Consider the following 19,712-nt stretch of genomic DNA (forward strand, 5'->3'; position numbering starts at 1 on the left):
TCTTTGATTATACGGTTGTTATATTCTGTGCAGCGAAATACCATTCCGTGTTAATAAGTGATGACTCAGCGAGAGTTTAAAAGGGCTTAAATAAGGCACATGACTGAATGAATAGTTGTTCTCTTTCGAGGTCATGTAACGCAGTGTAAGCCCTTTTAAACTCGCCTGAAAGGAATGCCCCAGCCGCTGTTGCTCTGCGTTCTCGCTAGTTGAAAGGGAACAACCATTACTACATAGCGACGCTTTAATCAAAAACCACTGGACGCATTCTGAGTGTTCACTTATTAATGCGGATTGGTATTACTTAGCCTTTGCACATTTGTTCTATCATCTCGACTAGAATAGTCTGATCTTTGGCAAAGTTACGAATGCCTTCAGATAACTTGTCGCTAGCCATCGCATCTTCATTTAATAGCCATAAATAGCGTTCAAATGTGAGTGGTATGACTGTTTTGACATCACGTTTGTTAACAACAGCTGCATTTAACTTGTGCTCAAGTTGACCTTGAGTCTCTTGCAGTTGAGTCAGTAAACTAGGGGATATGGTCAATAAATCACATCCTGCTAATTCAATGATTTCGCCTATGTTTCTGAAACTAGCCGCCATAATTTCTGTTTTATAATCATACTGTTTGTAATAGTGATAAATGGCTTTAACAGAGACAACCCCAGGGTCATCACAAGCTTGATATTGTTGTCCCGTTTTGTTGACGTGCCAATCTAAAATTCTGCCGACAAAGGGGGATATTAACGTGACGTTTGCTTCTGCACATGCAACAGCCTGCGCCATTGAAAAGAGTAACGTGAGGTTACAATGAATACCTTGTTTCTCAAGCTCTTCAGCCGCTTTTATCCCTTGCCAGGTTGCCGCAAGCTTGACTAATACGCGACTTTTATCAATGTCATTGGCGGCATAAAGTGCGATGATCTTTTGCGCTTTTTCGATACTGGCCTGAGTATCAAACGATAAACGAGCATCAATTTCACTTGATATACGCCCTGGGATACATTTGAGGATTTCACAACCAAAATTTACCGTTAGATGATCGCAAATATCATCAATATCATCGTTACCTTGTGAAATAGATTTAGCTATAAGGTATTGGTATTGCGGTAATTTTGCTGCTTGTAAAATTAACGACGGATTGGTGGTAGCATCTATGGGTTTATGAAGTTTAATCGCTTCAATGTCTCCGCTATCAGCAACAACGGTTGTGATGCGTTTTAATTGTTCCAACATATTCATGTTAAAAAAATCCCCCATTTATTAGATGGGGGATAAGTCCTTAAATATAGCGGTTAACCACATTTTCGAGTAGTTCCTGACGACCTGATACTGACGTCGGATTAATATTTTTCTCGAGCACCAGTTTAGATAAACTTTCTAAACTGTGTTGGCCATCAAAAATGTCTTTACCTAAACCTTGCTTCCAACCAGCATAACGTTGTTCAACAAATGAAGATAATGGCGCTTCTTCAATAAGTTGAGCCGCGTTCAATAATGATTTAGCCATAGTGTCCATACCACCAATATGACCGTGGAACAGATCCTCACGTTCGCATGACTGACGACGAAGCTTAGTGTCGAAGTTTAAACCGCCAGTGGTAAAACCACCTGCTTTTAAAATTTCGTACATCACTAAAGTACATTCAGCGACATCGTTTGGATATTGGTCTGTGTCCCAACCATTTTGCATGTCGCCACGGTTGGCATCAATGCTGCCCATAATGCCTTCAGCACAGGCAACGGCGACTTCATGATGAAAACTATGACCGGCTAAAGTGGCATGGTTCGCTTCAATGTTTACTTTGATTTCGTTCTCTAAGCCGTGCTTGTGTAAGAAACCTGCCACAGTTGCTGTGTCATAGTCGTACTGATGTTTTGTCGGCTCTTGTGGTTTTGGCTCGATTAATAATGTGCCTTTAAAACCAATTTTATGCTTATGTTCAACAACCATTTTTAAGAAGCGGGCATATTGCTCACTTTCTTGTTTTAAATCGGTATTAAGCAGTGAATCATAACCTTCACGGCCACCCCATAACACGTAATTTTGACCGCCTAAACGATTAGTCACTTCCATTGCATGCTTTACTTGCGCTGCACCGTAAGCAAATACTTCAGGATTTGGGTTAGTGGCACCACCGGCACAAAAACGCTTGTTAGAGAACAAGTTAGCCGTGCCCCATAACAATTTAACGCCAGTGCGTTGCATTTCTTTTTCAAGAATGTCTGCAATGTGATTAACATTTGCATGGCTTTCTTTAAGTGTTTTGCCTTCTGGCGCGATATCGGTATCGTGAAAACAAAAGTAAGGTACACCCAGTTTTTCAAAAAACTCGAATGCAACCTTGGCTTTTTGTTCAGCTAAAGCCAGTTGATCACCAACTGGCTGTAACCAAGGGCGGTCGAATGTGCCTTCACCAAATATATCAAAACCTGTTGAACAAAAGTTATGCCAGTAACACGCGGCAAAACGTAAATGTTCTTTCATGGTTTTACCCATTACGACGCGGTTTTCGTCGTAGTAACGAAATGCGAAAGGATTTTTACTGTTTTCGCCTTCGTATTTAATTTTTTCTATATTTGGGAAAAATTGTTCGCTCATGATGACTCCGTATTTTTTATGTAAATTAAGACTCTATTACTTTTTTTTGGGGGGTTCTTTATAAAAACAAATGTTTAGTTGCTTGGTACAAGCTTTTAAATTGTTGGTATTGTTTGGTGTAGTAGGTTTGCATCTCTGGATTGGGCAATACCACATGCTTCAGTTTGCCATTAGTACAAATTGATTCTGCTGGTGCTTGTTCTATCGCTATTCTGGCTAATCTAGCAGCACCAAATGCAGGGCCGACTTCACCGCCTTCACGATAAGAAAGTGGGCGGTTTAATACACTGGCTAAGATATCGCCCCATAATCGGCTTCTTGATCCACCACCAATCACGGTGATTTCATCTATTTGCGCGCCAGCATCAAGTAACACTTGTTGACCATCGGCAAAGGCAAAAGCGACACCTTCTAACACAGCGCGGCCCAGCGTGGCTGCTGTGGTATTGTGATCTAATCCAAAGAACACACCTTTTGCATTAGGGTTATTATGTGGCGTACGTTCACCAGAAAGGTAAGGTAAAAACAACACTGAGCAGGGTTGGCTAAAATCACATTTTGCGACTTGATCCAGTAATGCTGCTTCATTGTCATAGCCGGTCAGCTTGGTCACCCAGGTTAAGCAACTTGCAGCACTGAGCACGACAGACATTTGGTGCCAGGTATTGCTTAAACAATGACAAAAGGTATGTACTGCATTATCTGGATTCGGTAAATATTGCTCATTCGCGACAAAATACACGCCAGAGGTGCCCAGAGATAAGAAGGCTTGATTAGGCTTTATTACACCAATACCAATGGCTCCAGCAGCGTTGTCTCCAGCGCCTGCAACCACAGGGACTTTATCCATGCCCCACAAATCGGCTATGTCGGCGCTTAAGGTTCCGGTGATATCAGTGCCTTCATATAAGGTAGGCATATGGTCAATAGTTAATGAGGTTGCCTTAAGCATTGCCTCAGACCAGCAACGCTTTTCAACATCTAACCAAAGCGTGCCAGCAGAATCTGACATGTCTGAGGCAAAATCACCGGTCATTTGTAAGCGTAAATAATCTTTTGGTAATAAAACCTTAGCTATTTTTGCAAAATTTTCAGGCTCATGCTCTTTTACCCACAACACTTTAGGTGCGGTAAAACCTGGCATCGCAACATTGCCGGTAATGTGTCGTGAATTAGGCTCTTTTGCTTCCAATACTTTGCACTGCGGCTCACTGCGGCCGTCGTTCCATAAAATGGCAGGGCGAATAACGAGGTTATTACTGTCAAGTAAGGTTGCACCATGCATTTGGCCTGATAAACCAATAGACTTAACTTTTTTCAGTAAGTCTGGATTAGTTGTTTTAAGTTCGGCCATTGCTAAACAGGTTGCTTGCCACCAATCTTTAGGGTCTTGCTCAGACCATTGAGGGTGCAGACGCGATACAGTCAGTGCTGAGCTGGCTTGTGCGAGTAATTGATCATTATTATCTAAAATAATGACCTTTACACAAGAGGTTCCTAAGTCGATGCCAAGATACATAATTCAATCCAATGTTAAATCGTGTTATTTTTGTTAGCGCTAACATTAGCACTGGATTTAAAATCTATCAAGTGTATTTTATGTCATAAGTTTTAGTTTTTTGTTAGCCGAAGGTAGCTTTATTAACAAGTTGTTAGCCTGTTATTGTGTGCATTGTCATGTTGGTTTTGCTAAAACCAACTTAAATAATCTAAAAAAGGATGTGAAAATGACCAAGTTAAATTGGGGGATTGTTAGCGCAGGGAGAATAGCCGCGCTATTTTGTCAGGACTTAGTCTTTTCAGCGAACAGCAACTTGTATGCTGTTGCAGCAAGAAAGCAAGCAGATGCAGACAAGTTTGCTGAACAATACAATGTAGACAAAGCTTATCAGGGATACCAAACGCTATTTGACGACCCTGATGTTGATATTGTGTACATTGCTACGCCACATAACTTTCATTTTCAACAAGTCCATGATGCGCTAATGGCGGGTAAACACGTATTGTGTGAAAAACCAATGACGGTAACCGTTGACGAATGCCATATATTAACCACACTAGCCAAAAGCAAAGGTCTGTTATTAATGGAGGCAATGTGGACTTATTTTTTACCGGCAATGCAGCAGGCAAAAATATGGTTAGACGATGGACGAATAGGACAGCTTAAACATGTCAAAGTCGATTTTGGCTATCCTGTTCCCTTTGTGGCAAATGGAAGAGAGTACAATCCGCAACTTGCTGGAGGCTGTTTATTAGACATGGGTATTTATCCCTTGGCCATAGCGGATTACTTTTTAAAGTCAGACATCAATAATCTATACGTACAAGCGCATGTGTGTGAAACCGGCGTTGAAGATGATGTCATTATTATTTGTAAAAGTGATGATGTGATGGTCAGTTTAGCCACATCGTTTCAATGTCGATTAAGTAACAATGCCTATTTAATTGGTGATAAAGGTTACATCGTTATTCCTGATGCATTTAGAGCCTCTGAATGCCATATGTATCAGCTTGATGAGCTGGTCGATAGCTTTACTGATAACAGACAATCTATGGGTTATCACTTTGAAGCTGATGAAGCTTGTCGCCTGATCCAGCAAGATGAAATAGAGAGTCGGGTAGTGAGCCATAAGCACAGTGTGTTGTTTCAATCCCAATTAGCCAGGGTGAAAGCCTTTATTTAACCCAGTCTTAATGCTTAGCGTATTTTGATCGTGCGCTTGAATTAAACAGAAATAAACTGAACCTGCCGACTAAAACGTGCTGTTTGTGGTCGGCACAATAACTTCATTGTTCAGTTATGTGTATATAACGATAATTTCACAGTGATTCATTTGTATTTGCCACTTCAAATAATGATATTATTTGAAGTGCAGTCTTTAACAGACAGTTGTAAATGCTTAATTTTATATCGCTTTGTTGTTTTTATGAGTAGGTAAATAATGGTCGAAGTTAAAAAAGCCCGAATACAGGATGTTGCTCAACAAGCGGGTGTCTCAATGATGACCGTATCGCGAGTATTAAACCAAGACCCTAAAGTAAGCGATAAAACACGCAGTAAAGTGTTAGCCATTGTCGCGCAATTACAATATAAACCTAACGAGTCGGCTCGTAGATTGGCCAGTAATAAATCATACTTTTTAGGCTTGTTGTATGACAACCCTAGTGATGCTTATGTCAGCCAATTTTTATTAAGCGCCTTAAAAAGCTGCCGTTCAAATGGCTTTCATTTAGTGGTAGATGAAGCAGATAAAAATATTGATAAAACACTTCAATCAGTTAATGAGTTAATTAACGAAACAAAAGTGGATGGCATGATTCTATTGCCACCGGTATGTGATCAAAAAGAAATTATTGATTGTTTACTTGCGGCTAATGTCCCTTTTGTCAGAGTCGCACCTGACAGCCAGTTAACTATTTCGCCTTATATATGTATGGACGATTATCAAGCCGCCTTTGATTTAACTGAAACGTTAATCAAACAAGGCCACAGCAAAATAGGCCACATTATTGGCGATCCAAATCAAGGTGTGAGTCGTTTACGTTACCAAGGTTATTTGGATGCACTGCGTTCTAACAAAATAAATACTCCACCAGAATACATAGAGCAGGGATGTTTTACCTATCAGTCAGGTATGGTCGCCGCGCAGAAAATGCTATCCCTAGTCGATAAACCCAGTGCTATTTTTGCCGCTAACGACGATATGGCGGCCGCGGTTATGTCAATTGCACAAAGCCAGGGTATTAATGTGCCCAATGATTTATCGGTTGTAGGCTTTGATGATACAACCCTTGCAACGGTCGTGTGGCCAAATATCACCACGGTAAGACAGCCTATTGATGAAATGGCAACGCTAGCTGTTAGCTTATTTACTTCAAATAGAGACAAATACTTTTCAGGGTTAAAAAACAGTCAGTTGCGTCATATTCTCGAATTTAAAATTATTCAAAGAGAGTCAAGTAAATCAATTATCTAACAATAAACTTTTCTTCCCACGATGAAGTGTTTGTTGATTGATAATATTCACACAATGAATCGCTTAAAACATCCGTTTGTGGTGCCGCTTGATAAAACGCATCTGCGTAGCAACGATGATAAGCATTGTTGTTATATTATCCATTAGTGATGTACTGTATAAATTGATTTTGTTTCATGCATTTACAATTATGTTTTTGGTGAGTAAAGTGATTATCAACATTTGTTGAATATGACTTTTTCATTGCCGTACCGTTATTCAACGGCAGTCATCAAAGTGACTATGTACAACCAAGCTCGTTATCTTAAAGTGGATCTTACCTGTGAATTTTATAAACGAAGTTATTGATGAAGAAACCATCCCAGCTGATTGTATTAGTAACTTAACCGTTGATAATCTTATTTTTACCCTTCATGAAGACAAACTTAAAGTCTTACTGGTGAAATACAATAAAGGCTTAGCCACCAATAAATGGGGTTTAGTCGGTCACTGGGTTCGCAGTGACGAAAATCTTGAGACTGCCGCATCTCGAGTCGTAAAAAACACTGCTGGGGTTGAAAACTTATATTTAGATCAACTTGGTGCCTTCGGTGACGTTGACCGTTATCCAGCCAGACGAATTATTACTATCGCATTTTATTCCCTGGTCCGTTTTGACGAAACCAATTTATCGCACGGTCCCAATGCCATAGAGTGTGAATGGTTTGATGTAACACAAGTGCCTAAACTGATGTTTGACCACGGTAATATTTTGGCGAGTTGCCTTAATCATTTAAAATACAAAGTCAGACATGAACCGATTGGCTTTAGTTTGTTGCCTGAAAAGTTTACCTTATTACAACTACAAGATTTATATGAGTCGATTCTTGGTGTGACATTAGACAAACCCAATTTCCGTCGAAAAATATTAAAGATGAATTTATTAATCGACTGTAATGAGAAGCAACGTAATGTTGCTCACAGAGCTGCATCATTGTATCGATTTGATGTGCATGTTTATGAAAAACTAACTCAATTTGGTTTTACGTTCGAATATTAATACCCCTAAATTCACAATATAATGCCCATATTCACACCACTAAAAGACAGCATTCGCTGTCTTTTTTTACATTCCATTAAAATTACATCAAATCTATTTACATAAATATTAAATTGATATAGTGTTTATGACTATAACAATTCATTGGAATGATAATGGAAAATACTAATAATAAACTGACCATTAAAGAAAAGCTTGGCTACGGTCTTGGGGACACAGCCAGCAATATCGTCTTTCAAATGGTCGCCAACTTCATGCTTATTTTTTATACCGATGTATATGGTTTATCTGCAGCAGCAGCGGGGACTTTGCTATTAGCGGTACGATTATTTGACGGTTTTACTGATCCTGTCATGGGCGGCATTGCTGACAGAACTCGTACTCGCTGGGGGTCTTACCGTCCATACATCCTATTTTTGGCAATACCTTATGGATTTTTTGCCTGCATCGCGTTTATCACCCCTGATTTTGGTAGCACGGGGAAACTTATTTATGCCTATGTGACTTACGGTGTTTTAATGACCTGTTACACCGCCATTAATATTCCTTATGGTGCGTTAGGTGCCGTGATGGTTAACGACCCAAAAGAGCGTACATCACTACAATCTTATCGTTTTGCCATGGCCATGGGCGCTCTTGTTATCATTGTGTGGGCAATACCTAAATTGGTGACTTATTTTGGTCAAGGTAATGATCAAGTCGGTTATCCGTTAGCAATGGTATTTATGGGTTCTTTAGCGGCAGCATGTTTTTTGTTGTGTTTTAAGATGACCAAAGAAACCCAAACAATGCCAGCTAAGCAAAGTTATCGCAGTTTGTTCACCGATTTTTTTAGCTTATTTAAAAATGATCAATGGCTTGTCATTGCCATTATTAGCTTAGTGACCTTAATTTTAATTGGTATTAGGGCATCGGTAGCGCCGCATTACATTAAATACTATGTCGGTGATGAGTCATTATTGTCTAACTTTTTAACCCTTGCGGCAATTGGTTCAGTATTAGGTGCTATATCCACTAACTTTTTGTCTAAATACTTTGAAAAGAAAAATCTCTTTATCATCGCATTAGTCGTTGTCGTGATTTCGCACAGCTTGTTTTATGTCATTGATGTGGATCAAATTGGTTTGATTTTTACCGTCTATTTTATTGCCAACTTTGCCCACATGATTATTACGCCGATTATGTTTTCAATGGTGGCTGACACGGTTGACTATGGGGTTAAAAAAATCGGTAAGCGACTAACCGCGATTACTTTTTCAGGCCATTTATTGGCGATTAAATTTGGGTTTGCCATTGGTGGCGCATTAGCAGGTTGGATATTATCAGGCTTTGATTACGTCCCTAATGAGCAACAAACTGAGCATGCATTGTCAGGTATTTTACTCGCGTTCGCCGGTATTCCTGTGGTGTGTACCTTATTAAGTCTCGTTGTGGTGTCTCGCTATAAATTGACTGAACTAAAAGTAAAACAAATCCAGGCTGAGCTCGCTTAATCAGGTGCTAGCAGACAAATAAATAATAAAAGTGACATTACCACTGACTGTAACAATAGGAGAATGTATGGCTCAAGCCATGAAGGACCATCTAAAAAGTGTCGATGAATTAAGTGATGCCGAGCGTAAACAATTAGATGATCTCAAAAAAGCGCATTCATACGTAGCAAAAAATAAGCCACTTGTAACCAACATATATACTGCAGATCCTTCTGCGCATGTGTTTGAAGGTAAGATTTATGTTTATCCATCACATGACATAGAAACCGATAACAGCAGCATGAATGATCAGGGCGATCACTTTGCAATGTGCGATTACCATGTATTGTCTATCGACAATGACACCGACGAAGTCACAGATCATGGTGTTGCGTTAGCTCTTGAAGATATTAAGTGGGCGAGTAAACAACTTTGGGCTCCCGATGCTGCGCACAAAGCAGGTAAGTATTATTTTTACTTTCCAGCACGTGATCTAGAAGGCATTTTTAGAATAGGTGTTGCCAGTAGTGATTCACCCGTAGGCCCATTTGTTGCCGAAGAAAATTACATCGCTAATTCGTTCAGTATTGATCCCGCGGTGTTTGAGGACGATGACGGCAGTTATTATTTATACTTTGGCGGTTTATGGGGTGGCCAGTTACAAAATTGGCATCAAGGACAATTTAGTCTAAATGATCATTACCCTGACGATAATCAGCCAGCTTTACCGGCAAAAATGGCCAAATTATCAGACGATATGTTGTCATTTGTAGAAGAAGTACGTGACATCGTTATTTTAGATGGTTCTGGTAAGCCCATTACGGTTGCTGATAATGATCGTCGTTTCTTTGAAGCATCCTGGGTGCATAAATATAACGGCCGTTACTATTTTTCATATTCAACTGGTGACACCCACAATATTGCTTATGCAATAGGTGATAGTCCATATGGGCCTTTTACTTATCAAGGCGTCATTTTGAATCCTGTATTAGGATGGACGAGTCATCACTCAATTGTGTTTCATCAAGGTAAATGGTGTTTATTTTACCATGACTCAACATTATCAGGAGGACAAACTCATTTACGATGTGTGAAAAAAACAGAGCTAGTGCACGACGAAAATGGAAAAATTTCAACAATTACCGCTTACGAATAAAATAAACAGCGAGTAAGAGTTAAAAAAATTTACCGCAAAAAGTATTAGTCTTTTTGACAACAACATGAATTTTGTTAACGTCGAATAGATATAACACCCAGTTTTGTTAAGGAAGAGTAAAGAATCGATTAAGTTTAACATTTAACTATGTTGAAATGACCGGGGGGAAATCGATTGCAGTCTTTGTTGGTACTCTTTTGGGGAAAGGAATCTCGTTAATGTCATTACTGGGGTAATGCTTAACGAGTAAAGAGTCATTGCCATATGGCAATAATAAAGGATAGGGGAAGAAAGATGTTCAACAAGAAAATAATAACAACCTCGATTTTAGCCGCACTTGGTGCTATGGCAGCAACATCGAGCTATGCAGCAGACGTTGACACCACTGATGTAGAAGTGATTAGCGTAACCGGTATTCGTGGTGGCTTAGAACGTGCGATGGATCTTAAGCGTGAGTCAGACGGTATTGTTGATGCTATTTCAGCAGAAGATATCGGTAAATTTCCTGACACTAACCTTGCAGAATCACTACAACGTATTACCGGTGTTTCCATTGACCGTTCTGGTGGTGAAGGCAGTCGTGTAACGGTACGTGGTTTCGGTGCGGCCAATAATTTAATTACTTTGAATGGTCGTCAATTACCAAATACAACAGGTGACCGTACTTTTGATTTTGCTAATGTTGCCTCTGAAAGTGTCACTGGCGTAAAGGTATATAAAACATCTGATGCCTCTATAACCTCTGGTGGTATTGGTGCAACAATCGATTTAAGTACGCTTAAACCTTTAGATCATCCAGGCACAAAAGCGACGTTCGGCGGTAAGGCCATTGATGATAAATCATCACAAAACGGCAGTGTAACACCCGAGCTGAGTGGTTTGTTTTCACAAACATTTGCTGACGATACTATTGGTATTGCTATCTCGGGTAGCTATCAAGAACGCGAAAGTGGCATGCAACAATTTTTAGCAGACCAGGGTTATCGCGCAAGTGATGCCAGTAATGGCGGTTGGGGTGGTGTACCTGCTGGTGCAGAAGGCGGTACTAATCGACCTACAAGCGGGATATATTCTAACCCTCAACAACCACGTTATGTGTTCGAAGAACGCCAGCGTGAACGTATTAATGGTCAGTTAACGTTTCAATATCGTCCAGTCGATAACTTTACAGCAACGGTAGACTACACAACGTTTAGAAACAAAGTTGAAGAACAACATACCGACGCGTCAGTTTGGTTTAACTATGCCGGTGACAGAAGTGAATCTGTTTGGTCTGATGGCCCTAATGCGGTGCCGTTAATTTATTCTGAAATTTACGATATCAATAGCCCTGCCGATCTGGCCGATACTTCATTAACCGTGGGTGCATGGGGTAATGAGCAAATCACAGATTCAATAGGTTTAAACCTGAAGTGGGAATTGAGTGACGATTTAACGCTAGAACTTGATCACCACAGTTCAGTGGCAGAAATGAAAGCAACGGACCCCCGTCATGGAACACGTAACAACATTCAATTACCGTCTTATACCCGTACCCGTACAGGTTTAGATTTAACCGGTAATTTACCCGGTATTGCGACGGGTAACATTGAAAACTTTAATCCACAGACCATGCGTTTATCGGGCAGCTGGTTTGCCAATGACCAGTACACGTCTGAAATTGATCAAACTCAAGTAAAAGGTAAGTACTTTTTAAATGAAGACACCAATATCGATTTTGGTGTATCACTGAATAATGTTAACAACCACTATAGACATACCCAAGTTCAACGTCCTGATTGGGGCGGCGTTGGTGAAGCGGGTGATTTTGCAGATGTAAACTGGACTGAAGATACTATTCTAGATAAGTTTGATGCATCAGCGGGTAATTTTGCCGGCACAGCAACTCAAGCTGACTATGATCTATTTAATCGTATTTTTTACGCAGATTTTGACGAAATTGTTAACGCAGCAGAATTTGCCGATCCAATTGCCAACGTAGATGGTTTATACGGTGATTGTAAAGCGGCCGCAGGTGCAGCCGCAGGACCTAATGGGGAAGGTCAATTCTGTGCTTCAACCAACTGGAATGAAGGCACAAACCGGTTTACTGAAGAAGAAACGACCGCAGCTTATTTCCAAGTCAACTACTTAGGTGATTTGGGTGATATGCCGTTTAGTGTTCACTTTGGCTTACGCTATGAGCAAACGGATGTGTTTTCACAGGCATCAGCACCAGGTTACAGCCGCGTTGAATGGACAGAAGATACTTCAACCTCAGTAACAGGTGTTACTGGTATTGAAACTTTAAGCCAAAGTGCTGATTATGATGTGTTTTTGCCTAACCTCAATTTCAATTTGAATGTGACAGATGATATCGTGATGCGTGCTGCTACCAGCAAGACGATTTCTCGCGCCAGTTACAATGACTTATTGGGTGGAACATCTATTAATACTGGCGGTAGCTTAAGTGGCTATTCAGGTAATTCTGGTAACCCAGGTCTTGAACCGCTTGAGTCGATTAACTATGACTTTTCGACTGAATGGTACTATGCAGAGGGCAGTTATGCTTCTGTCGGCTACTTCAGAAAAGACGTATCAAATTGGATCCGCACAGGTACAAAAGAGTCAAACATCTTTAACCTCTCTAACCCGCTGAGTGGGGATAAATTTAATGCCGCGGTTGCTGCACTTGGAGCTAATGCATCAAATTTACAGATAAGAAATTATATCTTTGAAAACTATGCAGATGATCCAAATGTACAACCTAACTTTGACGCCGCTGGCGAATTAGATGGTGGTACTATTGTGGGTGATCCTGCAACAGATGACGCTGTGGTCTTTAATCTAAACGTACCTGTCAATGGTGATCAAGAACATACTATTGATGGCTTCGAGTTTAACGTACAGCATTTATTTGGCGAATCTGGATTTGGTGGTATTGCTAACTACACTTTAGTGAATTCTGATCTTAAATATGATAATAGCTCACTTAACGATACAGAAGCACTTGTTGGCTTAAGTGATACGGCTAACTTGGTACTATTTTATGATAATTATGGTTTACAAGCCCGTGTTGCTTATAACTGGCGTGATGCATTCTTAAACGAACGACGTGTAAATGGTGACTTAACCGCACCTGTTTATACTGACGAATACTATCAAATTGACTTCAATGTCAGTTATGACATTCCACAAGTGGAAGGGTTAACCGTATTTGTTGAAGGTATCAACATTACCGAAGAATACGTTAAAGAATTCGGCCGTACTAATCAGCTTGTGTATAAACTCACTCAAACCGGTGCTCGATACGGTGTAGGTGTTCGTTACACATTCTAACGTCCCCCCAAAGCGTGGCAGGATCTATCCTGTCGCGCTTTATTTTATCTCTAGAGATATTATTCAAATCATTAATAGTCATCTGATTTAAATAATATTTTGTCGATTAAAGGTAATCTAATGCAAACAAAGGCAATGCAGGTTGTGATAGTGGGCGGTGGTACAGCGGGTTGGTTAACCGCGGCAATTATTGCTGCCCACGCCCGTCAACATTCACCAAAGCATGAGTCGTCTGTTTGCGTCACCTTAATTGAGTCGCCTGATATTCCTACTATTGGTGTGGGCGAGGGAACCTGGCCATCAATGCGTGAAACCTTACGTAAAATAGGCATTAAAGAAACAGACTTTATGACGCAATGCGATGCCAGTTTTAAGCAAGCGTCTGAGTTTCGCCAATGGCGTGTTGCTCCAAGCGTATCAAATGATCGATATTTACACCCATTTTCACTACCCAGCATCAGCGGCAACTCGCTATTATTGAGCGCCTATACTACAGCCAATAATGTCAATTTAATGAACAGCAGTTTTTGTGACAACTTTTGTTATCAACAAGGTTTAGCGACTCATTCATTAGCACCCAAACAGATAACCACGCCGCAATACCAGTTTATTAGTAATTACGGTTACCATTTAGATGCCGCTAAATTCAGTGCAATGCTAAAACAGCATTGCTGTAATGAGCTAGGCGTCAGATTTATTTCCGCCAATGTGGTGAAAGTGAATAACCATGCTAACCATGACATAGCCAGTGTCGTCATCGACAAAGCAAGTGATAGCAATGATATTAACGCTGTAACAGAGGTTAAAGGCGATCTGTTTATTGATTGCAGCGGCAGTAAAGCATTATTAATCGGTGAGCATTATGGTATTGAGCTCAACAGCCAAAAGCATATTTTGTTTAATGATTCAGCCTTAGCAGTACAAATACCGTATGAGCATGCGGATTCTCCGATTTATTCAAGCACAGTATCCACTGCGCAAGACGTTGGCTGGGTGTGGGACATTGGCCTACAATCGCGCCGTGGAGTCGGTTTTGTGTATGCTAGTGACTATTTAAACCATGCCAGTGCACTGCAAAGGCTACAAGGTTATTTACGCGACAACTCAACGCTCAACAACCAACAAATTGAACAACTGAGCGTTAAAAAACTGTCATTTACCCCAGGGTACAGACAAACGTTTTGGCATAAAAATTGCGTTGCAATCGGTATGGCCGCAGGGTTTATTGAGCCACTTGAAGCCTCAGCATTAGCCTTAATTGAACAATCTGCCACCATGGTTGCTGAAAAACTGCCGCTTAATCAGACTGTTATGCCGATAGTGGCACAACAATTTAATAAGCGAATGCAGCAACACTGGCAACATATCATCAGTTTTTTAAAACTGCATTATGTGTTATCAAGTCGCGATGACAGTGAATATTGGATTCACAATCGTCATCCTAGTTCAATCCCGGAAAATTTAAGCGCGTTATTGTTATTGTGGCAACATCAGCCGCCCAGTCATTATGATATTGATTATGCTAACCCTTTATTCCCAATAGCCAGTTATCAATATGTGTTATACGGTATGCAGCAATCTGCAAATGTGAACCGGTTACACAACTCAGATCCGGTTCACACTTGTGACTCACAGACTAGCATCAACAATATTGACGAGATAACAAAATACTTAACCCCATTGGCTGAGCACATAGATATAAATAAGCAGAAGCAACAGCGCTTGTTATCTGCCATGCCCACAAATAGAGCCTTATTAACTAAGATGGCTCAATATGGGTTATCACCAGTATAGAAACCATTAATAACAATAATAGTGTGGGGAATATTATGCCGAATCATGTACTACTGAATAACCAAGAACATCAACATATTAAAATAAATAATCAACGCAATGAGCGTTTAGGTGACAGCACTTGGTATGCACCGACATTTGTGGCCGAATTTAAAACCGTCCAAGCCCATTATCCGATTATGTTTCAAAAGGACCCTCAAACAGGGCAATTTTGTCCTGTGGTGTTATTTGGTTTTAAACATGATGAAAATCTGTTTTTATCCGCGGGACAATGGAACGCGAGCTACATTCCAGTATCCATAAGACGCTTGCCTTTTTATATCGGTTTTCAACAAAAAAACGACAATGGTGTAGCCGTAAAAGAACGTGTTATTACCATTGATATGGATTCACCACGAGTGAATACCGAGCATGGCCAATCTCTATTTTTACCTTTTGGCGGCCATACAGACTATTTAGACAGTATTGCCAATATGCTGGAAGCATTACATCATGGCATGCAACAAAACGGAGAGTTTGTAAGCTTGTTGCTAAAACATGATCTGCTGGAACCTATCACACTAGATATAGAGTTAAATGATGAATCTAAACATCAACTCATTGGTTTTTATAGTATAGATGAAGATAAATTGGCGCAACTGTCACATGATGCAATGTTTGAGTTACATCAAGCGAGATTTTTAGAACCATTGTATATGATCGTCGCTTCTCAAGCGCAAATTAGAAAGCTCGTTGAATTTAAGAACCAACAATTAGCCCAAGCAAGTTAACGAGGCACTCATGCACAATAATAACATTAAAAAAGTAGTCATTGCAGGTGGAGGTACCGCAGGGTGGATGGCCGCTGCAGCGTTCTCTAAATTATTTGGCCACAGCTTGTCCGTTACTATCGTCGAGTCCGATCTGATCCCTACCGTGGGTGTCGGTGAAGCGACTATTCCGACATTACATATTTTTCATGACCTACTTAAAATTAACGAAGCTGAGTTTATGGCGGCAACCAATGCCACATTCAAACTGGGCATTTCGTTTGAAAATTGGCGAGATGTGTCTCAAGACTATTTGCATTCGTTTGGTTACATTGGTCAAGGCTGTTGGGCGGCGGGTTTTCAGCATTTTTGGCTTAAAGGTATGCAGCAAGGTATCGCCAAAGACATTGGTGAATATTGCTTAGAACACCTGGCATGTCGTCAAGGCAAGTTTGCAGTATTGCCTAATCAAGATCGCAACTATGCCTACCATACTGACGCAGGTTTATACGCCAAGTTCTTACGTAAATTGTCTGAACAACATGGGGCAGAGCGCATCGAGGGGATGATAGATAAGGTCAATGTTAATCAGCAAAATGGCTTTATTGATTCGCTTACCTTAGCCGATGGCACAGTGATTGAAGGCGATCTTTTTATCGATTGCACTGGCTTTAAAGGCTTATTGATTGAGCAAGCACTGCACACAGGCTATGAAAATTGGAATCATATTCTGCCTTGTGACAGTGCGATTGCGGTGCAGACGAAACAAACAAAAGCCTTGGTACCTTACACTCGCTCAATTGCCCATGACAGTGGTTGGCAATGGCAAATACCGCTACAAAATAGAATGGGTAATGGCTTAGTATTTTGCAGCCAATACATGAGCGATGACCAAGCTAAAGCATTGTTACTCGCCAACATTGAAGGTGAATTAATCAATGAGCCACGGGTGATTAAGTTTCAAACCGGCACACGACGTAAACACTGGAATAAAAACTGTGTTGCTGTTGGCTTAGCAAGTGGTTTTATTGAGCCACTTGAATCGACCAGTATTCATTTAATTCAGCAGAGTATTGTCCGGCTAATGCAGAACTTACCTACTAAAGCGATGGACGCCGGCGTGGTCGATAATTTTAACCAAAAAATGCGCACAGAAATTAATAATATTCGTGACTTTATCGTGCTGCATTATCATGTGACAGAGCGTACCGACAGCGAGTTTTGGCGTTATTGTAAAAATATGGAAGTGCCAAACAGCTTACAGCAACGAATTGATTTATTTAACCAAAGTGGCCAAGTTTATAAAAATGATTTAGAACTGTTTGGTGAGTCATCTTGGTTACAAGTGATGATAGGTCAGGGGCTTATGCCTCAAAGTTATCATCCTATTGTCGATAACATGCCCGATGATCAACTGGCTAAATTTTTAGACAGTATTGAAACTGGGGTGAAGCGACGAGCCGACAACTTGCCTAACCATGTCGATTTTATTAATCACTACTGCCGAGCGCCAAATAGCCTTGTTTAAGATTAATCGCCATATTGCTCCTCACATAGAAATGCTTGGCGAGGGGCAATTACCCTTAATTGTCATCGATGATTATATTGAGGATGTTAGTGCATTAACTCAGTACATAGCGCAACAGGCTAAATTTAGCGCCGACGGTCATACTCAGTACCCGGGCATTCGTAGCCCAATGACCAAAGATATTGTGCTAGCTTATTTAAAACCGCTGATGCAGCCGATTTATAAAATCTACGGTTTTTCAACGGCTCAAACACCTGCGCCATGCGATAATTACTTTTCGCTCATCACTACAGCCGCTAACGAGTTGACTGATATTCAAACCATTCCACACTTTGACACCTACCAGTCTAATTTGATTGCCGTTATTCATTATTTGAATGACAAGCCTCATGGTGGCATTGGTTTTTTTAGGCATAAACGAACTGGCTACGAGTTTATTAACGAATTGCGAAAACCTGAATATGACCAAGTTGTTAATGACATGAACCTCTCAGCGGCAAGTCCTATTAATAGCAGTAGCATTAATGACAGTAACAATGGCAGTAGCACTAAAAGCTATTGCAGCGTTAATCACAGTGAATTTGAGTGTTATAAAACGCTCGGCTATAAAGCCAATCGATTAATTGTATTTCCTGGCATGTTATTGCATTCAAGCTTGGTCGATGTCGAAACCGATATTGATTCGAGTCCACAAACAGGCCGATTAACTGCCAATATATTTATTAAATTTGTATAAGGAAACCCAATGACATACACAGGTTTACACAAAGTACTGCTGACAGCATTGCTTAGTTGTGCTTTATATTTGATGCTTTTTAGCCAAATGCTGCATGCAACTGGGTTCGAGCACATGCCTAAAAAGCAATTTAATGTATTGGTGTTTAGTAAAACCGCTGGCTGGCATCATCCGTCGATTTTAAGTGGTGTAAAAGCCATACAACAACTTGGCGACAAGCATTTTTTCAATGTTGTTTGGCATGAGGAAAGTCGATATTTCAATGATGATTATCTCAAACAAGTAGATGTAGTGGTATTTTTAGCCACCACAGGTGATGTGTTAAATGATACAGAACAAGCGGCATTTGAGCGTTATATAAAGCAAGGTAAAGGATTTGTGGGTATACACAGTGCTACCGATACTGAATACGATTGGCCATGGTATCAACAACTTGTCGGACATACGTTTGTCATCCATCCCGAAATTCAAACCGCAAGATTACAGGTCGAGTCACGTCAATTCCCAGGCGTAGAATCGATGCCAGACAGTTTGTTATGGACTGACGAATGGTACGACTTTACCGTTGCGCGCAATCCAAAACTGCATTACATCTTGTCGGTTGACGAAAAAAGTTACGATACTCATTCAGACTGGGGAACCAAGCAGGGCAAAGGCATGGGAGAATTTCATCCTATAGCTTGGTATCAAGAATACGATGGCGGTCGTGCATTTTACACCGCCCTTGGCCATACCGATGCTGTGTATCAAGACGTGTTATTTCAAGCGCATTTATATGGTGGAATATATTGGGCAGCAACAGGTAAGGGGATAACACGGTAAATCGTTGGTTTACTATTTACAGCAAGCTAAATCAGAACAAGAGTTAACTCATTTCTGGACCGAAGTGAGCGGGCTTTAAATCTATCTACAGGTTACCATGGCATTTACTCACCGACACGCGCAAGTATATCCCTATAGCTCGGCCGACCCGTCCATGGGTCGGACGGTCGTCTCGCAAACACGCATGGTTCGCCTTATATAGTATTTGGGTAACCTGCAGGCTTTAAAATCAAAACAATATTTAGCGTCCTAGACCTAATTGATACAGCGAATATCATATTTGGAGAAAAGCGGCCTGCAAGACTTTATTTTATAAAAATTTTCCCTGACCCGACTATATTTGACCCGACTATATTAAATGTAATAACCAATCTATGAGAAACAATCAGCTAAATTATATTGTGCATTACTTATTATGTCTTCTAAGCATTTAACACCTTCCTAGTCAATATTGTTTATAAAAATATAAAATGATAATATCTCTTATGAAGAATATAAATTTTAAATAAAATAAC

The 19,712-nt window shown here is 40.4% G+C and carries 14 protein-coding genes; 11 read left to right on the top strand and 3 right to left on the bottom strand.

Going from position 1 to position 19,712, the window contains the following annotated elements; translation table 11 throughout:
* Window positions 1–304: 304 nt before the first annotated feature.
* From tal to xylB, 3 genes are read right to left on the bottom strand one after another with little or no spacing between them, the layout of a single operon-like run.
* Entirely contained in the window at window positions 305–1,246 is a 942-nt protein-coding gene (tal, locus tag EGC82_RS11050) for a transaldolase (RefSeq protein WP_124730813.1), read from the bottom strand.
* Between the two features lie 40 nt (window positions 1,247–1,286).
* Window positions 1,287–2,606: a xylose isomerase gene (gene xylA / locus EGC82_RS11055; protein ID WP_124730814.1), complete on the bottom strand. Its 1,320-nt coding sequence runs from the start codon at window positions 2,604–2,606 to the stop codon at window positions 1,287–1,289.
* A 58-nt stretch (window positions 2,607–2,664) separates the two neighbouring features.
* Complete coding sequence (xylB, locus tag EGC82_RS11060; RefSeq protein ID WP_124730815.1) at window positions 2,665–4,125, bottom strand: xylulokinase; 1,461 nt, start codon at window positions 4,123–4,125, stop codon at window positions 2,665–2,667.
* A gap of 208 nt (window positions 4,126–4,333) precedes the next feature.
* On the opposite strand from xylB, the gene EGC82_RS11065 reads away from it, so the two are divergent.
* From EGC82_RS11065 to EGC82_RS11115, 11 genes are all read left to right on the top strand, one after another.
* Window positions 4,334–5,290 carry a Gfo/Idh/MocA family protein gene (locus EGC82_RS11065; RefSeq protein WP_124730816.1) on the top strand — a complete coding sequence of 319 codons (957 nt, stop codon included), beginning with the start codon at window positions 4,334–4,336 and terminating at the stop codon, window positions 5,288–5,290.
* Window positions 5,291–5,548: 258 nt separating this feature from the next.
* Window positions 5,549–6,583: a LacI family DNA-binding transcriptional regulator gene (locus EGC82_RS11070; protein WP_124730817.1), complete on the top strand. Its 1,035-nt coding sequence runs from the start codon at window positions 5,549–5,551 to the stop codon at window positions 6,581–6,583.
* A 322-nt stretch (window positions 6,584–6,905) separates the two neighbouring features.
* Window positions 6,906–7,622 (top strand): NUDIX hydrolase, encoded by a 717-nt coding sequence (locus tag EGC82_RS11075; protein WP_244212444.1) that lies wholly within the window; start codon window positions 6,906–6,908, stop codon window positions 7,620–7,622.
* A 155-nt stretch (window positions 7,623–7,777) separates the two neighbouring features.
* Window positions 7,778–9,115, top strand: coding sequence for a glycoside-pentoside-hexuronide (GPH):cation symporter (locus EGC82_RS11080; protein ID WP_124730819.1), 1,338 nt, complete (start codon window positions 7,778–7,780; stop codon window positions 9,113–9,115).
* A 67-nt stretch (window positions 9,116–9,182) separates the two neighbouring features.
* Window positions 9,183–10,250 (top strand): glycoside hydrolase family 43 protein, encoded by a 1,068-nt coding sequence (locus tag EGC82_RS11085; protein WP_244212445.1) that lies wholly within the window; start codon window positions 9,183–9,185, stop codon window positions 10,248–10,250.
* A gap of 294 nt (window positions 10,251–10,544) precedes the next feature.
* The gene (locus EGC82_RS11090) at window positions 10,545–13,568 is read left to right on the top strand and encodes a TonB-dependent receptor (RefSeq protein ID WP_124730820.1); all 3,024 of its coding nucleotides are present in this window, start codon (window positions 10,545–10,547) and stop codon (window positions 13,566–13,568) included.
* Between the two features lie 120 nt (window positions 13,569–13,688).
* Window positions 13,689–15,362, top strand: coding sequence for a tryptophan halogenase family protein (locus EGC82_RS11095; protein ID WP_124730821.1), 1,674 nt, complete (start codon window positions 13,689–13,691; stop codon window positions 15,360–15,362).
* 35 nt (window positions 15,363–15,397) lie between these two features.
* On the top strand, window positions 15,398–16,132 hold the full coding sequence (locus EGC82_RS11100; RefSeq protein WP_124730822.1) for a SapC family protein: 735 nt from the start codon (window positions 15,398–15,400) through the stop codon (window positions 16,130–16,132).
* Window positions 16,133–16,142: 10 nt separating this feature from the next.
* Complete coding sequence (locus EGC82_RS11105) at window positions 16,143–17,639, top strand: tryptophan halogenase family protein (protein ID WP_124730823.1); 1,497 nt, start codon at window positions 16,143–16,145, stop codon at window positions 17,637–17,639.
* Window positions 17,590–18,375 carry a DUF6445 family protein gene (locus EGC82_RS11110; protein WP_124730824.1) on the top strand — a complete coding sequence of 262 codons (786 nt, stop codon included), beginning with the start codon at window positions 17,590–17,592 and terminating at the stop codon, window positions 18,373–18,375. Before EGC82_RS11105 ends, EGC82_RS11110 begins: the two co-directional genes overlap by 50 nt.
* A 9-nt stretch (window positions 18,376–18,384) precedes the next feature.
* The gene (locus EGC82_RS11115) at window positions 18,385–19,197 is read left to right on the top strand and encodes a ThuA domain-containing protein (protein ID WP_415837658.1); all 813 of its coding nucleotides are present in this window, start codon (window positions 18,385–18,387) and stop codon (window positions 19,195–19,197) included.
* Window positions 19,198–19,712 lie beyond the last annotated feature (515 nt).

This window comes from Shewanella livingstonensis (genome assembly GCF_003855395.1).
Lineage (GTDB): Bacteria > Pseudomonadota > Gammaproteobacteria > Enterobacterales > Shewanellaceae > Shewanella > Shewanella livingstonensis.